This is a genomic window from Paucilactobacillus kaifaensis (assembly GCF_005405145.1).
GTDB lineage: Bacteria > Bacillota > Bacilli > Lactobacillales > Lactobacillaceae > Paucilactobacillus > Paucilactobacillus kaifaensis.
This window is the reverse complement of record NZ_BJDM01000001.1, coordinates 21,035-35,868: the sequence shown is the minus strand read 5'-3', so window position 1 is coordinate 35,868 and position 14,834 is coordinate 21,035. Positions and strand designations below refer to the sequence as shown.

The following is a 14,834-nucleotide window of genomic DNA, read 5'->3' as shown; positions in this document are numbered from 1 at the left end:
GGTATTACCTCCAATATTTTGTACTTACTTTAATGCTACAACAAATATGGCAGTGGTCAATTTTGGTGGTTTATTCACAAGAAAGAGAGTGTGAACACCTGCGATTATAAGTCGGAGTGTAACGTAAAAATCACATGACCTGATTCGTGTTTTGAATCAGGTCATGTGATTTTTGGGTTACACGTAGACTTGTGCAGGAGCGAACACGTTTCACCAACAAAAAAGTGCGCTGATTCGTGTTTTGAATCAGGTCATGTAATTTTTGGGTTACACGTAGACTTGTGCAGGAGCGAACACGTTTCACCAACAAAAAAGTGCACTGATTCGTATTTTGAATCAGGTCATGTAATTTTTGGGTTACACGTAGACTTATGCAGGGGCGAACACGTTTCATCAACAAAAAAGTGTATTAGTACACACTTAAAAAAACACTAGGAAAAAATAAAATTAACTTTAATTTCAAAAAAGCCAAGTATATCAGCACATTAAGTAAGCGGTTTACATGTTGCTTAATCGGCAAGTGTAAAAATGCACTTGATTTTTTCTCAATCAAGTTATATGCTTTTGTTGTAAATAGGAAATGCGTATTTCCTAATAAGAAATTATGGAGGCTTTTACAATGTCATTCAACATGGTAACAAAATATGCTCATAGTCCTAAGGATATTGAACATTACAGTACAGATCAGATGCGTGAAGAATTTTTGATGGAAAAGATTTTTAGCCCTGACGATGTGTTATTAACATACACATACAACGACCGAATGATCTTTGGTGGTGTAACCCCAACAACTGAACCACTTGAAATCAAACTTAGTAAAGAATTAGGGGTTGAGTTCTTCTTACAACGCCGTGAAATGGGCTTTATTAACATTGGTGGTAAAGGTACAGTTACAATTGATGGCAACAAAGAAGCAATTGAACCTCATGATGGTTATTACATCAGCATGGGAACAAAACATGTTGTGTTTGAATCAGAAGATCCTAAGACACCTGCTAAGTTCTATGTTGTTTCAACACCAGCTCATAAAGCATACCCAAGCAAGAAGTTGTCATATAAAGACGCAATTGCAATGCCAATGGGCGATCAAGAACACATGAACAAGCGGACAATCCATAAGTACATTGATGCATCAATCATGGATACATGTCAGTTACAAATGGGTTACACAGTTTTGGAACCAGGTAACTCATGGAACACAATGCCAGCTCATACACATGCTCGTCGGATGGAAACATATCTTTACACTGAATTTGGTTCAAAAGATACTCGTGTTTCTCACTTTATGGGAACTCCAGACAACACAAAGCATATCTGGCTAGAACCAGACCAAGCAGTTGTTAACCCAAGTTTCTCAGTTCACTGCGGTGTTGGAACAACTAATTACTCATTCATCTGGGCAATGTGTGGTGAAAACCAAACATATGATGATATGGATGCAGTTGATATGCATGAATTACGTTAATATTTATTAGGAATTAGGAGAAAGAATTTATGGCACAGTCAAAAGAAGAAATTGAACATAACACAGAAGCACTCGACCAATTCAAAATGGACTGGTACAGCTTGGATGGCAAAGTAGCAATCATCACCGGTGGAAATACAGGTTTAGGTCAAGGTTATGCTGTTGCAATGGCAGAGGCTGGGGCAGATGTCTTTATTCCAACATTTGGTCAACAAGGATGGGATGAAACCCGTGCATTGATCGAAAAACGTGGTCGTAAAGTTGAATTTATGGATGTAGATTTAACCAAGGCTGGCGTTGCTGATGAAGTTGTTGCTAAAGCAATGGAATTGTTTGGTCACGTGGACATCTTGGTTAACAATGCCGGAATGATCAAACGTAATCCAATCTTGGAATCTAAAGATGAAGATTGGGACAAAGTTATTGCGATTAATCTTTCAGCTGTTTATCACATGTCAATGGCGGTCAGCAGAGAATTTGCTAAGCAAAAGTCAGGCAAGATTATCAATATTGGCTCAATGCTTTCATTCCAAGGTGGTAAATATATTCCATCATATACAGCTGCTAAACATGGTGTTGCTGGATTGACTAAAGCCTTCGCTAGTGAAATGGGCGCCTATAATGTTCAGGTTAATGCAATTGCCCCTGGTTACATTAAAACTGCTAACACTGCTCCAATTCGTGCCGACAAATCGCGAAATGATGAAATCTTAGGCCGCATTCCTGCTGGCCACTGGGCAGAGCCTTATGAATTAATGGGAATCTCAGTTTACCTAGCTGGTAACGCTTCTAACTACATTAACGGTGCTATTATTCCAGTTGATGGTGGTTACTTAGTTCGGTAGTTAGTAAAACACAAGCGAACAAATTAAAAGCAGAGGAAATCTCTGTTTTTATTTTTAATTATTTGTGAAATGAATTTCAATTTAGATTTTTAGTGGGGTTAAAAATTATGGAAATTAAAAAAAATATTGAAAAGATACCAGGTGGAATGATGGTTGTTCCCTTAGTACTTGGGGCAATCATCCACTCTATCTGGCCAAAAGCGGATGTGTTATTAACTGGTGTTACTGGATCATATATGGTTGGTACTTCGGTTATTTTGTTCATTTTCTTCTTTGCTGTTGGAACCAATATTAATTTAAAGTCTTCGGGTAAAATTGCCGCGAAGGGACTTAATTTATTGCTAGGTAAGGTTATCCTGGCTGCTATTATTGCGATTGTTATGAACATGTTCTTACCAAAAGACGGAATTACCACTGGAATTTTTTCTGGTTTGTCAGTCTTAGCTGTGTTGGCTTCCTTTAACGCTTCTAATGGTGGGTTATATGTAGCGTTGATGACAACGATTCCTGATCGTGAAGTTGATGTTGCGGCCTATCCATTCTTTAGTATCCAATCTGGTCCTTTCTTTACCATGGTTACTTTGGGATTAGCCGGTATTGGTGCATTTCCATGGCCTGCTTTAGTGTCAACATTGGTACCATTTGTTCTTGGAATGGTTCTTGGTGGCTTAGATCCAGAAATGAAGAAGTTATTTAGCCCGTTACAAGGTGCTTTGGTTCCATTCTTTGCATTCACTATTGGTTATAGTTTGAGCTTGGAAATGATTCTTAAATCAGGATTAACTGGTATTTTGATTGGTGTATTGGTTGTCTTTGTTTCCGGCTATGTATTATACCTACTAGACAAATACTTGGTTCGTTCAGATGGGTTAGCTGGTTGGGCTGCATCATCAACTGCTGGTGCTGCTGTGTCTGTTCCAATTGTAATTGCACAGATGGATCCAAACTTTAAAGCAACTGCAGAATCTGCGACAGCGATCGTTGCTACTAGTGTGTTAGTTTCTGCGATTTTGACACCAATTGTAACTATGTCGGTCTACCGTAAAATTAATAAGAAAAAGAATGTGACCAAGGCCGATTAGATCTGGTCTTGCAGTGCATGTATAAAGTAGTAATAAGTGGAATCCGTTCAGATGTTTAAAATAACGATTGAGTAACCGAAATTGATTGCTTGATTGTTATTTTAAATTTAATCGAAAACATTTGATTCTACGAGCACGTCTAAAAGTGATATATTAGTAGTATATTGAAATGTAGCTAGTCACGCTGTATTTAGGAAATGAGGTTAGTTAATTGGCTGAATTTTTGACGATTGGTGAACCATTGGTAGTGTTCGCATCTGAAAACACTGATGCGTCATTAACTGATGCAACTGATTTCAAGAAATACTTGGCAGGTGCTGAGTTAAATGTTGCCATTGGGGTATCTCGGTTGGAACATACCAGTGAGTATATTTCTGCTGTTGGAAATGATCCATTTGGTGCATTCATCAAAAAAGCTATCGCAGAAAACAAGGTAGGAACTTCTTACCTTGCTGGCGATGATGAAAACTGGACGGGGTTTTATCTTAAACAAAAGATTAGTAAAGGCGACCCGGCAACATATTATTTCCGTCGTGGTTCTGCCGCTGCTCACTTTAATGAAGAAACATTAGATTCAATTGACTTTAGTGAGGTTAAGATTGCCCATCTATCAAGTATTTTTGCGGCTTTATCGGAGAACAATTTAGCGGCTGAATTAAAATTGTTTGAGTTGTTACACGAACATGGCATTAAAATCACTTATGATCCTAATCTACGCCCCACTATTTGGGACAGCCAAGAACGAATGATATCAGTTGCTAATGATCTTGCTAAACGTGCTAATATTGTTCTCCCTGGTATCAATGAAGGTGAAGTTTTGATGGGTTCTCGTGATCCGGAAAAAATTGCTGACTTTTATTTAAATCAAGGGGAGACAACCGAAACTGTGGTTGTTAAATTAGGACCAGCCGGAGCATTTATTAAGCAAAAAGATGGTACCAAGTTTGAGGTTCCTGGTTTTAAAGTGGATAATGTGGTTGATACGGTCGGAGCCGGCGATGGTTTTGCACTAGGTTTGATTACGGGATTACTGGAAAACTTGCCAATTCAAAAAGCGGCTACTCGTGGCTGTGCTGTTGGTGCCTTAGCTGTAATGAACCCGAGCGATAATGGCGGTTATCCAACTGTGAAAGAATTAGAAGACTTTTACAAAGACAATAAGGAGTAATGAAATGAAACGAGCAGAATTAGTAGAAAAAATGGTTAACACAGGCGTCATTGCGGTTGTCAGAGCTGAAACACCAGAAAAGGCAATTAAAGTTGCCGATGCTGTAATCGCTGGTGGAGTTACTGGACTAGAGCTAACTTACAGTGTGCCTCATGCTGATAGCGTTATTGCAGACTTGGTCAAAAAATATGAAGGTACCGATGTAGTTGTTGGTGCTGGGACAGTTTTGGACGCAACATCCGCTAGATTAGCAATTATTGCTGGCGCTCAATTTATTGTTAGCCCAACTTTTGACAAAGAAGTTGCTTTGATGTGTAACCTATATCAAGTTCCATATACACCAGGAACATTTACAATTACAGAAGCACAAACTGCATTGAAGTATGGTTCAGAAGTAGTTAAGTTGTTCCCAGGTGCAATGGCTGGCGCAGTTGCTATCAAAGAATATCACGGTCCATTCCCTTATTTAAACGTAATGCCTTCAGGTGGTGTTAACGTTGAAAATATGCATGAATGGTTTGAAGCAGGTGCCGTAGTAGTCGGTGCTGGTGGTGGTTTAACTGCGCCTGCAGCTAATGACGATTTTGCAGGTGTTACTAAAAACGCGCAAGAATATATGAAAGAATATAAAAGAATTAAGAGCGCAAACAGCCGCGCATAGAAGTCGGAGTGTAACATAAAAACAGCACTTACATGGTGAATTTCCCACGTAAGTGCTGTTTTTATGTTACACGGAGACTTTTGCGGCTGTTTGCGCGTTTCGACAAGAAGAATAGGAAGAACAAGCACTTACATGGTGAATTTCCCATGTAAGTGCTGTTTTTGTGTTACACGGAGACTTTTGTGGCTGTTTGCGCGTTTCGACAAGAAGAATAGGAAGAACAAGCACTTACATGGTGAATTTTCCACGTAAGTGCTGTTTTTGTGTTACATGGAGACTTTTGTGGCTGTTTGCGCGTTTCGACAAGAAGAGTAGGAAGAACAAGCACTTACATGGTAAATTTCCCACGTAAGTGCTGTTTTTGTGTTGCACGGAGACTTTTGTGGCTGTTTGCGCGTTTCGGCGATTAAAATAAGGACGAGATTAACTTGGCCGGTTATCCTATTAGTCAACTGCATGGTATAAAAAAACCAAGAATTTGATATCCTTCCTAGCTCTAGGTTTATTTTACATACGCATTGATCGCATCTTGCATTACCTTCTCGTTATAATTCAGCAAAATTAAAAACATAGCAATATAAATCACCAATGGAATCCAAATGTAATTCACATTAATCATGTGTAAGGTCGCAACATTTTGAGCGTGATTGGAAACATAACCAGATAAATTGAACAAACCGGCGGTGATTAACCCACCAACACCAAGACCGACATTGACTCCAAAGTTATCAGTGGATGCCAAGACGCCTTCTGCTTGAATTCCCATGGTGGTGCCGTAGCGAATAGTGTCTGCAATCATGATTGAGACTAAGCCAACAATCATACCATGTCCCATTGAATTGATTACAACCCCTGTAAATAGCACTGGCAATGAAGGGATGTAAACACCAGCTAACATGATTAATTGACCAACAAATGCTGTGACGATTCCACCCAACATGGTTTGCTTTTTACCAAATGGATTGGTCAGTCGCATAATCATGACAACTCCGATTAGTGACGCAAGGGTGAAACTATTGGCTAGCGGGACTAATCCTTCATTGTGTAGCGCGTATTTGAAATAGTAGATTGCGGTCTGATTTTTGATTGCAGTAACAAGCCAAAATAATAAAATGACAACTGAAATAACAATCCAAGGTTTATTTTTAAGCAACATGGATACAACCTTTTTCATTGGTTGATGTGAGATGGTAGTATCGGTAAATCGTTCCCGAACATGAAGAAAGGTGTTCCAAATTAAGATTAATGAAATAATCCCAAATAGAGTAATCGTCATTAAAAAGCCGTGCTGCTGGTTACCTTTACCAAAGAAAGCTACTAATGGCAGGGTAAAGACAGCCACGATTATTTGAACTGAACTCCCAAAAAACTGACGAATGACCCCCAGTAAGGTCAACTCACGTTCATTTTGGGACATGGTTGGCAAAATAGAAGTAATCGGTAGGTTAACGGCAGTATAAAAAAAGCCGAGACCAAGGTAGGTAACATAGGCCCAAACTAATTTACCGGCACCTGAAAAATTAGGTGTTACAAATGTCAGCACAGCAAAAATCACGTAAGGCAGTGCGTACCATAAGAAAAATGGGCGGCTTTTACCAAATCGAGAATGAGTATGATCAATCATGGCACCAATTAAAAAACTTTCAATCACGTCTGCAATTCTTGCCACCACAAATAAAATGGCCACAGTACCCGGATTCAAGCCATAAACATCAGTATAGAAAAACAATAAGTAGGTAGTCATTACTTGAAAAAGTAGATTGTCGGCCGCATCGCTGAGCCCATAACTAATTCGTTCTGGCCACTTAGTTTGCCAAACTTGATTCATTTATTCACTTCCATTAGACGTGTTTGTTAGAGCAGACACCTAAGGTTAAAGCTGTCTTTGAGAGCTCGTACTTACACTTTCTTTGTTAGTTTCTGATAAATCTGGTTGCTGACTGCATCGTTAGTCCACATCCATGCCATATGACCAAGAGCCTCTGAAATGTGTTCCTCAAGTGGTTGGTCTTTTACTCGTGGAATAGTGTGTAAAGCTGGCATAATGCCATGATGGAAGGCACCCCAAATAAATAGACCAAAGGCTGTGCCTTGTCCTGCCCTAATTGCGGGCACATAATGTTCGCCAACACTATATAACATTGCAAAAGATGTCGAAAAACCGAAATGAATTAAGTAACTAACAAATGGTAGTTGCTGTTCTGAATATGTGTAGGTGGCATGTGTCACTGAAGCAGGGACACCAATTTGTTGCAGTAGCTGCTGTGGTGGATTTGTTTGATCACGCTCTGGTGTCCGTGGAGGTAAAATGTTCTCCCACCCCAATTTGACTAATCCAGATACAATTCCGGCTACGCCACCTGCAATTAGTGCAGCTTTCAAGTTCACTTTTCCTGCTGTCATTTAATCGACCCCTTTTCATATTTACATGTAGTATAAGTCTTTTGCTATAAAAAAGTTAGCAAACAATCTTGGTTTGTGTCTATTTGTAATTGGAGTTATTATAGCAGTAATTGAAACCGCTTAACAGATTGTAAACGAAGCCGTCAAACTGTCATAGATTATGCCAAGAAAGATGACTGAATAATCGTTTTTTAATTATTCAATCACTGCTCGTGACATTGTCCTAGACAGTTGGCCGAGTGAACACGTGTAAGTAAAATTAAAGAGGAGCGAAAAAAATGTTTTTAATTGATACAACTCGCAATGGTAAACCAGTTTATGATGCAACAATCAACCAGTCTTTAGATAACTACTTAGTTAACGATTTACGTCTACCGGGGCATGGTCTAATTGTCTATATCAATCAACCATCAGTGATTATTGGTGTAAATCAAAACGCATACGACGAAGTTGATTTGCCATATTTAAAAAAGCATAACATTAGTTTAGTGCGTCGAACATCCGGTGGTGGTGCCGTGTATCACGATTTTGGTAATATCATCTTTGAAAATATTGTGATTGGTGATGACGGTAATTTTGGTAACTTTCATGCAATTGCAGATCCTATTTTGGAGGCGTTACATGATTTTGGTGCCACTGATGCACAAATGCGCGGTCGCAATGATATGGTTGTCAATGACCAAAAGTTTTCGGGCATGACAATGTTTAAGGTTGGTGATTCGTATGCAGCTGGTGGTACGCTCATGTATGATTTAAATAATGAAGCTGCAAATGAAGTGCTGACCCCTGAAAAAGATAAGTTAGCTTCAAAAGGGGTTGCTTCAGTTAACAGCAGAGTGACGAATATAAAACCATTTTTAAAGTCGGAATACCAAAATTGGACAACAGAAGAATTTAAAAATGCACTAATTTGCCATATTTTTGGAGTCAATGATCTTAGTGAAATTGAAACTTATCATTTAAGTGATCACGACTGGAAAGTTATTGACCAACGCTTAGCAGGTAAGTACGATACTGACCAATGGAATTATGGTGAAAACCCAGGTTATAAAGAATATCGTTCCAAGCATTTTGATATTGGCACTGTAGCATTCAATTTCACGGTTAGTGATGGCAAAGTGAGTCAGTTCAAAATTTATGGTGATTTCATTACGGGTGGAGACATCAGTAAAATTGAAAAAAACTTAATTGGCGTGAACTACGATCGCCAAGATTTGATTGTTGCGTTTAACGAAGGACAGTTAGAAAAGAATCTTGGCAAGGTGTCGGCGGAAGAGTTGGCGGATTTGATGTTAGAGTAAAGAGTGTGAGCTGAGGCGTTAAGATGTCGTAGGCTAAACCATAAATGGTAATTGAACAATCGAACTATGATTGTTTGATTACCATTTATGGTTTAGCCCTAGACATCTGCCTCAGCGAACACGTTTCGAAATAGGATGTTGAAGGATGGTAATTGAACAATTGAACTATGATTGTTTGATTACCATTTACGGTTTAGCCTTAGACATCTGCCTCAGCGAACACGTTTCAAAATAGGATGTTGAAGGATGGTAATTGAACAATTGAACTATGATTGTTTGATTACCATTTACGGTTTAGCCCTAGACATCTGCCTCAGCGAACACGTTTCAAAATAGGATGCTGGAGGATGGTAATCAAACAATCGAACTATGATTGTTTGATTACCATTTATGGTTTAGCCCTAGACATTTGCCTCAGCGAACACGTTTCAAAATAATTTAGTATGAATGCTGATTTTTTTCAAGCCAGCTCGCTGTCTATAATTTTTGATTAAACGTGCTAAAAATCGCAGGGAACTGCGTGTAACCCAAAAATGTCACTGATATAGGTGATTTCCACCTATATCAGTGACATTTTTACGTTGCACTACGTTCCTTGAACGCGATTTTTCACACTCTTATTTTTATTAACCAAATCACCACAAAAAACCTTAATTTACAAAGTAAATATCACTTAATCCGTTTGAAAACAACAACTTGTGCGACAACTATAGGACTTAATCAAATTAAGTGTTAGGTTATCTACAAGCTTTTTTTGATGGAAAGAAGGAATGACAATGCAACAACATAAGAAAATAAAATACTGGTCATGGTCTTTAGTAGCGGTAATTTGTGGTTTAGGGTTTATTTATTTTAATCAGCAAGCTGTACATGCTGAAACTACATATACAATTGGAACTGGAACAACCTTTGAACCTTATGAAATTGAAAGTAAAGATGGTTCATATAATGGCAAAAACAATGGAATTGATATGGATATCCTTAATGCAATTGCCAAAAAGGAACATTTCAAATATAAGTTAAAGGTCATGGGCTTTAATGCACAGCTGCAAGCGGTTCAGGCCGGTCAAATTGATGGCATGATGGCTGGCGTGAGTGTCACAGAGGCTCGAAAAAGTACCTTTGATTTTTCAACGCCCTACTATAACGCTGGTGAAGTGATGGCAGTGGACAAGAAAAGTAAAATCACCTCGTTTAAGGATTTAAAAGGCAAAACAGTGGCCTTGAAGGCTGGAACTACCGGTGCAACTTATGGTGAATCGCTACAAAAGAAATATGGCTTTAAAATTAAATATTTCAATGATTCAAATACAATGTGGAATGATGTGCACAATGGTGGAACGGTGGCCACATTTGATGATGGTCCAGTTTTAAAATATGGAATTTTGAACGGCATTCCACTTAAAATTGTGACTAAACCAGCTAAGACAACTCCAGTAGCATTCGCAGTTAAAAAAGGCGCAAATCAAGAATTACTGCATAAGTTTAATGCTGGATTGGCATCCTTAAAAAAGAGCGGAGAGTTACAAAAAATTATTGATAAGTATTTAAAAGGTAATGTTGTCAAAACTGATACTGCCAGTCAGCGAACAATTTTTGGTTTAATTAAAAATAATGGCAATTCATTGCTAAGTGGTTTGTGGATGACAATTGAATTGGCAGTCCTTGGAATTATTTGTGCCACCGTCTTAGGCATGGTTTTAGGAGTGATGGGCATTTCGGATGGAAAGGTACTACCATGGACGGCTAGTACGTTTACGTACCTTTTCCGAGGCTTACCAATGATGGTATTGGCTTTCTTTATTTATATTGGGATGCCAGATGTAATTGGTCATAAAATTCCATTGTTTACGGCTGGCATTATCACGTTAACCTTGAACGAAGGTGCTTACATTGGTGCATTTGTAAAGGGTGGTTTCAAAGCAGTGGATCGAGGACAATGGGAGGCTGCCCGCAGTCTGGGATTGCCATATAATCGTGCTCTATGGAAGGTTATTGCACCACAAGGAATAAAATTCATGATTCCATCTTTTATTAATCAGTTTATTATCACCTTAAAAGATACTTCAATCTTATCTGCGATTGGAGTGATGGAGTTAACCCAGACTGGAACGGTTATTATTTCAAAAAACATGGAGGGTTTTAAGGTCTGGACAATCATTGCGGTGATGTATATTGTGGTAATAACACTATTAACGTGGTTATCTAACTATGTTCAAAAGAGAATGAGAGTGTAAAATAACCCGTTTAGCTTCCGTGGTATAAGCCAACAACTGCTTGTGCTTCGGGTTCAAGAAGGACAAGCAGTTGTTGGCTTATACAATAGGAAGCTGGGTTATTTTACACGTTTTAAAAAATAAAGATCGGTCAAGAGCTTCGGGTTCGAGAAGGACAAGCAGTTGTTGGCTTATACCATAGGAAGCTGGGTTATTTTACACGTTTTAAAAAATAAAAATCGGTTAAGAGCTTCGGGTTTAAGAAGGACAAGCAGTTGTTGGCTTATACCATAGGAAGCTGGGTTATTTTACACGTTTCGGATATTTAAATCACAAACTAATAAGTGAGGTAATGCCAAATGGATAAGGGTTATAAGGTACAAGTGGAAGATTTGCATAAAAGTTTTGGTGATAATGAGATCTTAAAAGGTGTTAATTTGAACGTAAAAATTAATGAAGTCGTCTGCATGATTGGACCATCAGGTTCGGGGAAAAGTACGTTTCTTCGATGCTTAAATAAACTTGAGGATCCGACCAGCGGGCATGTTTATATTGATGGGTATGATATCAGTGATCCTAAAACTAATTTGGATTTAGTACGTCAAAATATTGGAATGGTATTTCAACATTTTAATCTGTTTCCTCATCTAAATGTTTTGAAGAATATTACCCTGGCACCAACGCAACTAAACAAAGTAGATGATCAGGAAGCCCAAAAACAGGCTATGCACTATTTGGATATTGTCGGGCTAAGCGAAAAAGCACAAGCAATGCCCAGCCAATTATCAGGTGGGCAGCAACAACGAGTTGCTATTGCAAGAGCACTAGCGATGCAACCTGATGTTATGTTATTTGATGAACCAACTTCAGCACTTGATCCGGAAATGGTTGGAGACGTGTTGGCCGTTATGAAACAATTGGCCCAACAGGGAATGACCATGATTGTGGTGACTCATGAAATGGGATTTGCTAAAAGTGTGGCCGATCGGGTTGTCTTTTTCCATGATGGATTAATTCAAGAAGAAGGGACTCCGGAAGCTGTTTTTGATCATCCACAACAAGAGGCTACGCAAACCTTTTTGAATAAAGTATTGAATGTGTAGGTGAAGATTATGAGACCAATAGTAGGGATTTTGAGTGCAGAAATGAATCATGCAGATAATCAATTTATTGATAGTCAATTTGAATACGTGCAAAATGTAAATATAGCAGCTATTACAGCGGCTGGAGGATTGCCAGTTGTTTTGCCCGTTGCTAAAACAGATCTGGATGAATTGGTTAATGAATATGTTGATCAAGTGGACGAACTATTTTTCATTGGTGGTGAAGATTCTGACCCCCAGTTGTATGGTGAACAACCATCAAAATTACTTGGTGAAATCGACCAGAGACGTGATGCATTTGAATTGGCAATTTACCAGTATGCCCGGCAACAACACAAACCGATTTTGGGTATTTGCCGCGGAATGCAACTGATTAATATTGCGGAAGGTGGTAGTTTATATCAGGACTTATCACTAGCAAATTCAAAGCTGATGTTAAAACATGATCAACAGCCAACACCAGTAGAGACTGAGACACATCAGATTAAAATTAAGCCAAATTCTTGGTTGCAACCATTGCTGGGTGAAGAACACCGAGTCAATTCTGTGCATCACCAAATTATTCATCAATTAGCACCATCACTACAGGTAACAGCCACGAGTAATGATGGAGTGATAGAAGCGATTGAAAGCCGTGATCATGAGGTTCGCGGGGTACAGTTTCACCCAGAGTGGTTGACTAAAACGGATGAATCAATGCAGGAAATTTTTAATTTATTTATTAAACAGTGTTCGTCGTGGCGCTCAGATGCCGTAGGATAAGCTAATAATGATCATTGATAAATCGGTATATGATTTATTAATGATCATTATTAGCTTATCCCTAGGTATGTGCCACATCGAGCACGACTAAAAAACAGTGTGAACAGCCACGTTTAAAAGCTGGAGTATAACGGTAAAACCGCCAATATGATTTGGGTTGTGAATCATGTTGGTGTTTTTATTGTTATACGGAAGCTTTTGTGGCGGTGAGCACGACTATAAAACAGTGTGAACAGTCACGATTAAAGGCTGGAGTATAACGGTAAAACCACCAATATGATTTGGGTTGTGAATCATGTTGGTGGTTTTATTGTTATACGGAAGCTTTTGTGGCAGTAAACACGACTAAAAACAGTGCAAGCCCAACTAATAAATTAATCGAAAGAATGTTAATAGCAGGATAAATATGCCATAATTAGCTTACAAACAACTTAGAAACAAAAAAAGTGAGCGAGCTTAAATGCAAAAAATACAACAACAGCGTTTATCATTACCCAAAATATTAACCTTAGGATTTGGTGCCATTATTATTATTGGTAGCTTACTATTAATGTTGCCAATTGCTACCCACCCTGGGATGGTGACGAAATATAGTGATGCTCTTTTTACGGCAACATCTGCAACGTGTGTTACGGGGTTAACAACCCTGAATACAGCCGCGCATTGGTCTATCTTTGGGCAGATTATCATCATGATCTTGGTTGAAATTGGTGGGTTGGGTTTTATGACATTCACAGTTTTATTGTTTTCAATGTTGCGACGTCAGCCCAATCTTACTACGCGTGTGTTAGTTAAAGAATCCTTAAATTTAGAGACCTTAGCAGATGTTAAAACGGTGATGAAATATGTAATTAGTCTGTCGTTAGCAATTCAGGCAATTGGGGTTGGCTTTCTAATGCTCGATTTTGTGCCACGATATGGGTGGCTTAAGGGAACTTACTACAGTGTATTTCATTCTATTATGAGTTTTTGTAATGCTGGTTTTGACCTATTTGGTAATAGCTTGGAAAACTTTGGGAATGATCCATATTTAATTTTTGTTTTATCTGTTTTGATTATTGCTGGTGGGCTCGGTTTTTTGGTATGGCGAGATGTTTTGCTATGGCATAAAAAACATTTGATTTCATTACATACTAAGATTGCATTGGCTACTACGGCTGTTTTGTTAGTTGGTGCCACAGCATTATTTTGGTTAACAGAAAATCAGTTCCACCAATTAAAGGATACAGCTAATGGATGGGCACGGTTTATGGATACGTTCTTTTTAGCAGTGGCGCCCAGAACAGCAGGATTGGACGTGATGCCATATTCTAAACTATCAATGGCCGGAATCGTGTTGACGATGGTGTTGATGTTTATCGGTGGTACCTCAGGGTCAACTGCCGGGGGGATCAAAACGACAACGATTGGAATTTTGTGGTTGCAAAGCTGGGCGGTACTGCGGGGCAATGAGGATGTTGAGTTTGGCCATCGCCGGTTCACACAAAACAATGTTTTTCGGGCCTCAATGTTGATTTTTATTGCTGCGATTATTGTGGTTATTGCTATCATGATATTAGCAACAGTTGAAACAGTGCCGAAACAATTTGGTATCGAGTACATCGTTTTTGAAGTATTATCAGCCTTTGGTACGGCAGGAATGACGATGGGACTAACGCCACATTTAACCTTGCTTGGAAAAATAATTATTATGGTGCTGATGTTTATCGGCCGAGTTGGAATCTTTACGGTTATGTTTACAGTCTTGAATTCTGATCACCCACAAAAACGGTACCGTTATGTTGAAGAGGGCGTCATGATTGGGTAACTACACAACGAATTGAGGGAA

Annotated in this window: 12 protein-coding genes; 10 read left to right on the top strand and 2 right to left on the bottom strand. The window is 38.8% G+C overall.

The window, feature by feature from the left end; translation table 11 throughout:
- The first annotated feature begins 619 nt into the window (after window positions 1-619).
- The 5 genes from kduI (at window position 620) to FFM51_RS00130 (ending at window position 5,221) form a co-directional block, all read left to right on the top strand.
- Window positions 620-1,465: a 5-dehydro-4-deoxy-D-glucuronate isomerase gene (gene kduI / locus FFM51_RS00150; protein ID WP_137596639.1), complete on the top strand. Its 846-nt coding sequence runs from the start codon at window positions 620-622 to the stop codon at window positions 1,463-1,465.
- A 29-nt stretch (window positions 1,466-1,494) separates the two neighbouring features.
- Window positions 1,495-2,310, top strand: a complete 816-nt coding sequence (gene kduD / locus FFM51_RS00145; protein ID WP_137596638.1) for a 2-dehydro-3-deoxy-D-gluconate 5-dehydrogenase KduD — start codon at window positions 1,495-1,497, stop codon at window positions 2,308-2,310.
- Window positions 2,311-2,417: 107 nt separating this feature from the next.
- A complete protein-coding gene (locus FFM51_RS00140; RefSeq protein WP_170999524.1) occupies window positions 2,418-3,392 on the top strand; it encodes a 2-keto-3-deoxygluconate permease in 975 nt (324 codons plus the stop codon).
- Window positions 3,393-3,603: 211 nt separating this feature from the next.
- Window positions 3,604-4,560 carry a sugar kinase gene (locus tag FFM51_RS00135; RefSeq protein WP_137596636.1) on the top strand — a complete coding sequence of 319 codons (957 nt, stop codon included), beginning with the start codon at window positions 3,604-3,606 and terminating at the stop codon, window positions 4,558-4,560.
- 4 nt (window positions 4,561-4,564) lie between these two features.
- Window positions 4,565-5,221: a bifunctional 2-keto-4-hydroxyglutarate aldolase/2-keto-3-deoxy-6-phosphogluconate aldolase gene (locus FFM51_RS00130; RefSeq protein ID WP_137596635.1), complete on the top strand. Its 657-nt coding sequence runs from the start codon at window positions 4,565-4,567 to the stop codon at window positions 5,219-5,221.
- A gap of 502 nt (window positions 5,222-5,723) precedes the next feature.
- Here FFM51_RS00130 and FFM51_RS00125 read toward each other — a convergent pair.
- Both FFM51_RS00125 and FFM51_RS00120 read right to left on the bottom strand, forming a co-directional pair.
- Window positions 5,724-7,049, bottom strand: coding sequence for an MFS transporter (locus FFM51_RS00125; protein ID WP_137596634.1), 1,326 nt, complete (start codon window positions 7,047-7,049; stop codon window positions 5,724-5,726).
- 71 nt (window positions 7,050-7,120) lie between these two features.
- Window positions 7,121-7,624 carry a YagU family protein gene (locus FFM51_RS00120; RefSeq protein ID WP_137596633.1) on the bottom strand — a complete coding sequence of 168 codons (504 nt, stop codon included), beginning with the start codon at window positions 7,622-7,624 and terminating at the stop codon, window positions 7,121-7,123.
- A gap of 278 nt (window positions 7,625-7,902) precedes the next feature.
- Between FFM51_RS00120 and FFM51_RS00115 the strand changes: the two genes are divergently transcribed.
- The 5 genes from FFM51_RS00115 (at window position 7,903) to FFM51_RS00095 (ending at window position 14,813) form a co-directional block, all read left to right on the top strand.
- Window positions 7,903-8,925 carry a lipoate--protein ligase gene (locus tag FFM51_RS00115; RefSeq protein WP_137596632.1) on the top strand — a complete coding sequence of 341 codons (1,023 nt, stop codon included), beginning with the start codon at window positions 7,903-7,905 and terminating at the stop codon, window positions 8,923-8,925.
- Between the two features lie 776 nt (window positions 8,926-9,701).
- Window positions 9,702-11,162: an ABC transporter substrate-binding protein/permease gene (locus FFM51_RS00110; RefSeq protein ID WP_137596631.1), complete on the top strand. Its 1,461-nt coding sequence runs from the start codon at window positions 9,702-9,704 to the stop codon at window positions 11,160-11,162.
- Window positions 11,163-11,500: 338 nt separating this feature from the next.
- Entirely contained in the window at window positions 11,501-12,244 is a 744-nt protein-coding gene (locus tag FFM51_RS00105) for an amino acid ABC transporter ATP-binding protein (RefSeq protein ID WP_137596630.1), read from the top strand.
- A gap of 9 nt (window positions 12,245-12,253) precedes the next feature.
- The gene (locus FFM51_RS00100; RefSeq protein ID WP_137596629.1) at window positions 12,254-13,006 is read left to right on the top strand and encodes a gamma-glutamyl-gamma-aminobutyrate hydrolase family protein; all 753 of its coding nucleotides are present in this window, start codon (window positions 12,254-12,256) and stop codon (window positions 13,004-13,006) included.
- A 460-nt stretch (window positions 13,007-13,466) separates the two neighbouring features.
- A complete protein-coding gene (locus FFM51_RS00095) occupies window positions 13,467-14,813 on the top strand; it encodes a TrkH family potassium uptake protein (protein WP_137596628.1) in 1,347 nt (448 codons plus the stop codon).
- Window positions 14,814-14,834: the final 21 nt, after the last annotated feature.

Coding starts and splice junctions, on each gene's coding strand:
- FFM51_RS00100 (WP_137596629.1), top strand. CDS start 12,254: ATGAGACCAATAGTAGGGATTTTGAGTGCAGAAATGAATCATGCAGAT.
- FFM51_RS00095 (WP_137596628.1), top strand. CDS start 13,467: ATGCAAAAAATACAACAACAGCGTTTATCATTACCCAAAATATTAACC.
- FFM51_RS00105 (WP_137596630.1), top strand. CDS start 11,501: ATGGATAAGGGTTATAAGGTACAAGTGGAAGATTTGCATAAAAGTTTT.
- FFM51_RS00125 (WP_137596634.1), bottom strand. CDS start 7,049: ATGAATCAAGTTTGGCAAACTAAGTGGCCAGAACGAATTAGTTATGGG.
- FFM51_RS00115 (WP_137596632.1), top strand. CDS start 7,903: ATGTTTTTAATTGATACAACTCGCAATGGTAAACCAGTTTATGATGCA.
- FFM51_RS00120 (WP_137596633.1), bottom strand. CDS start 7,624: ATGACAGCAGGAAAAGTGAACTTGAAAGCTGCACTAATTGCAGGTGGC.
- FFM51_RS00130 (WP_137596635.1), top strand. CDS start 4,565: ATGAAACGAGCAGAATTAGTAGAAAAAATGGTTAACACAGGCGTCATT.
- kduD (WP_137596638.1), top strand. CDS start 1,495: ATGGCACAGTCAAAAGAAGAAATTGAACATAACACAGAAGCACTCGAC.
- FFM51_RS00140 (WP_170999524.1), top strand. CDS start 2,418: ATGGAAATTAAAAAAAATATTGAAAAGATACCAGGTGGAATGATGGTT.
- FFM51_RS00110 (WP_137596631.1), top strand. CDS start 9,702: ATGCAACAACATAAGAAAATAAAATACTGGTCATGGTCTTTAGTAGCG.
- kduI (WP_137596639.1), top strand. CDS start 620: ATGTCATTCAACATGGTAACAAAATATGCTCATAGTCCTAAGGATATT.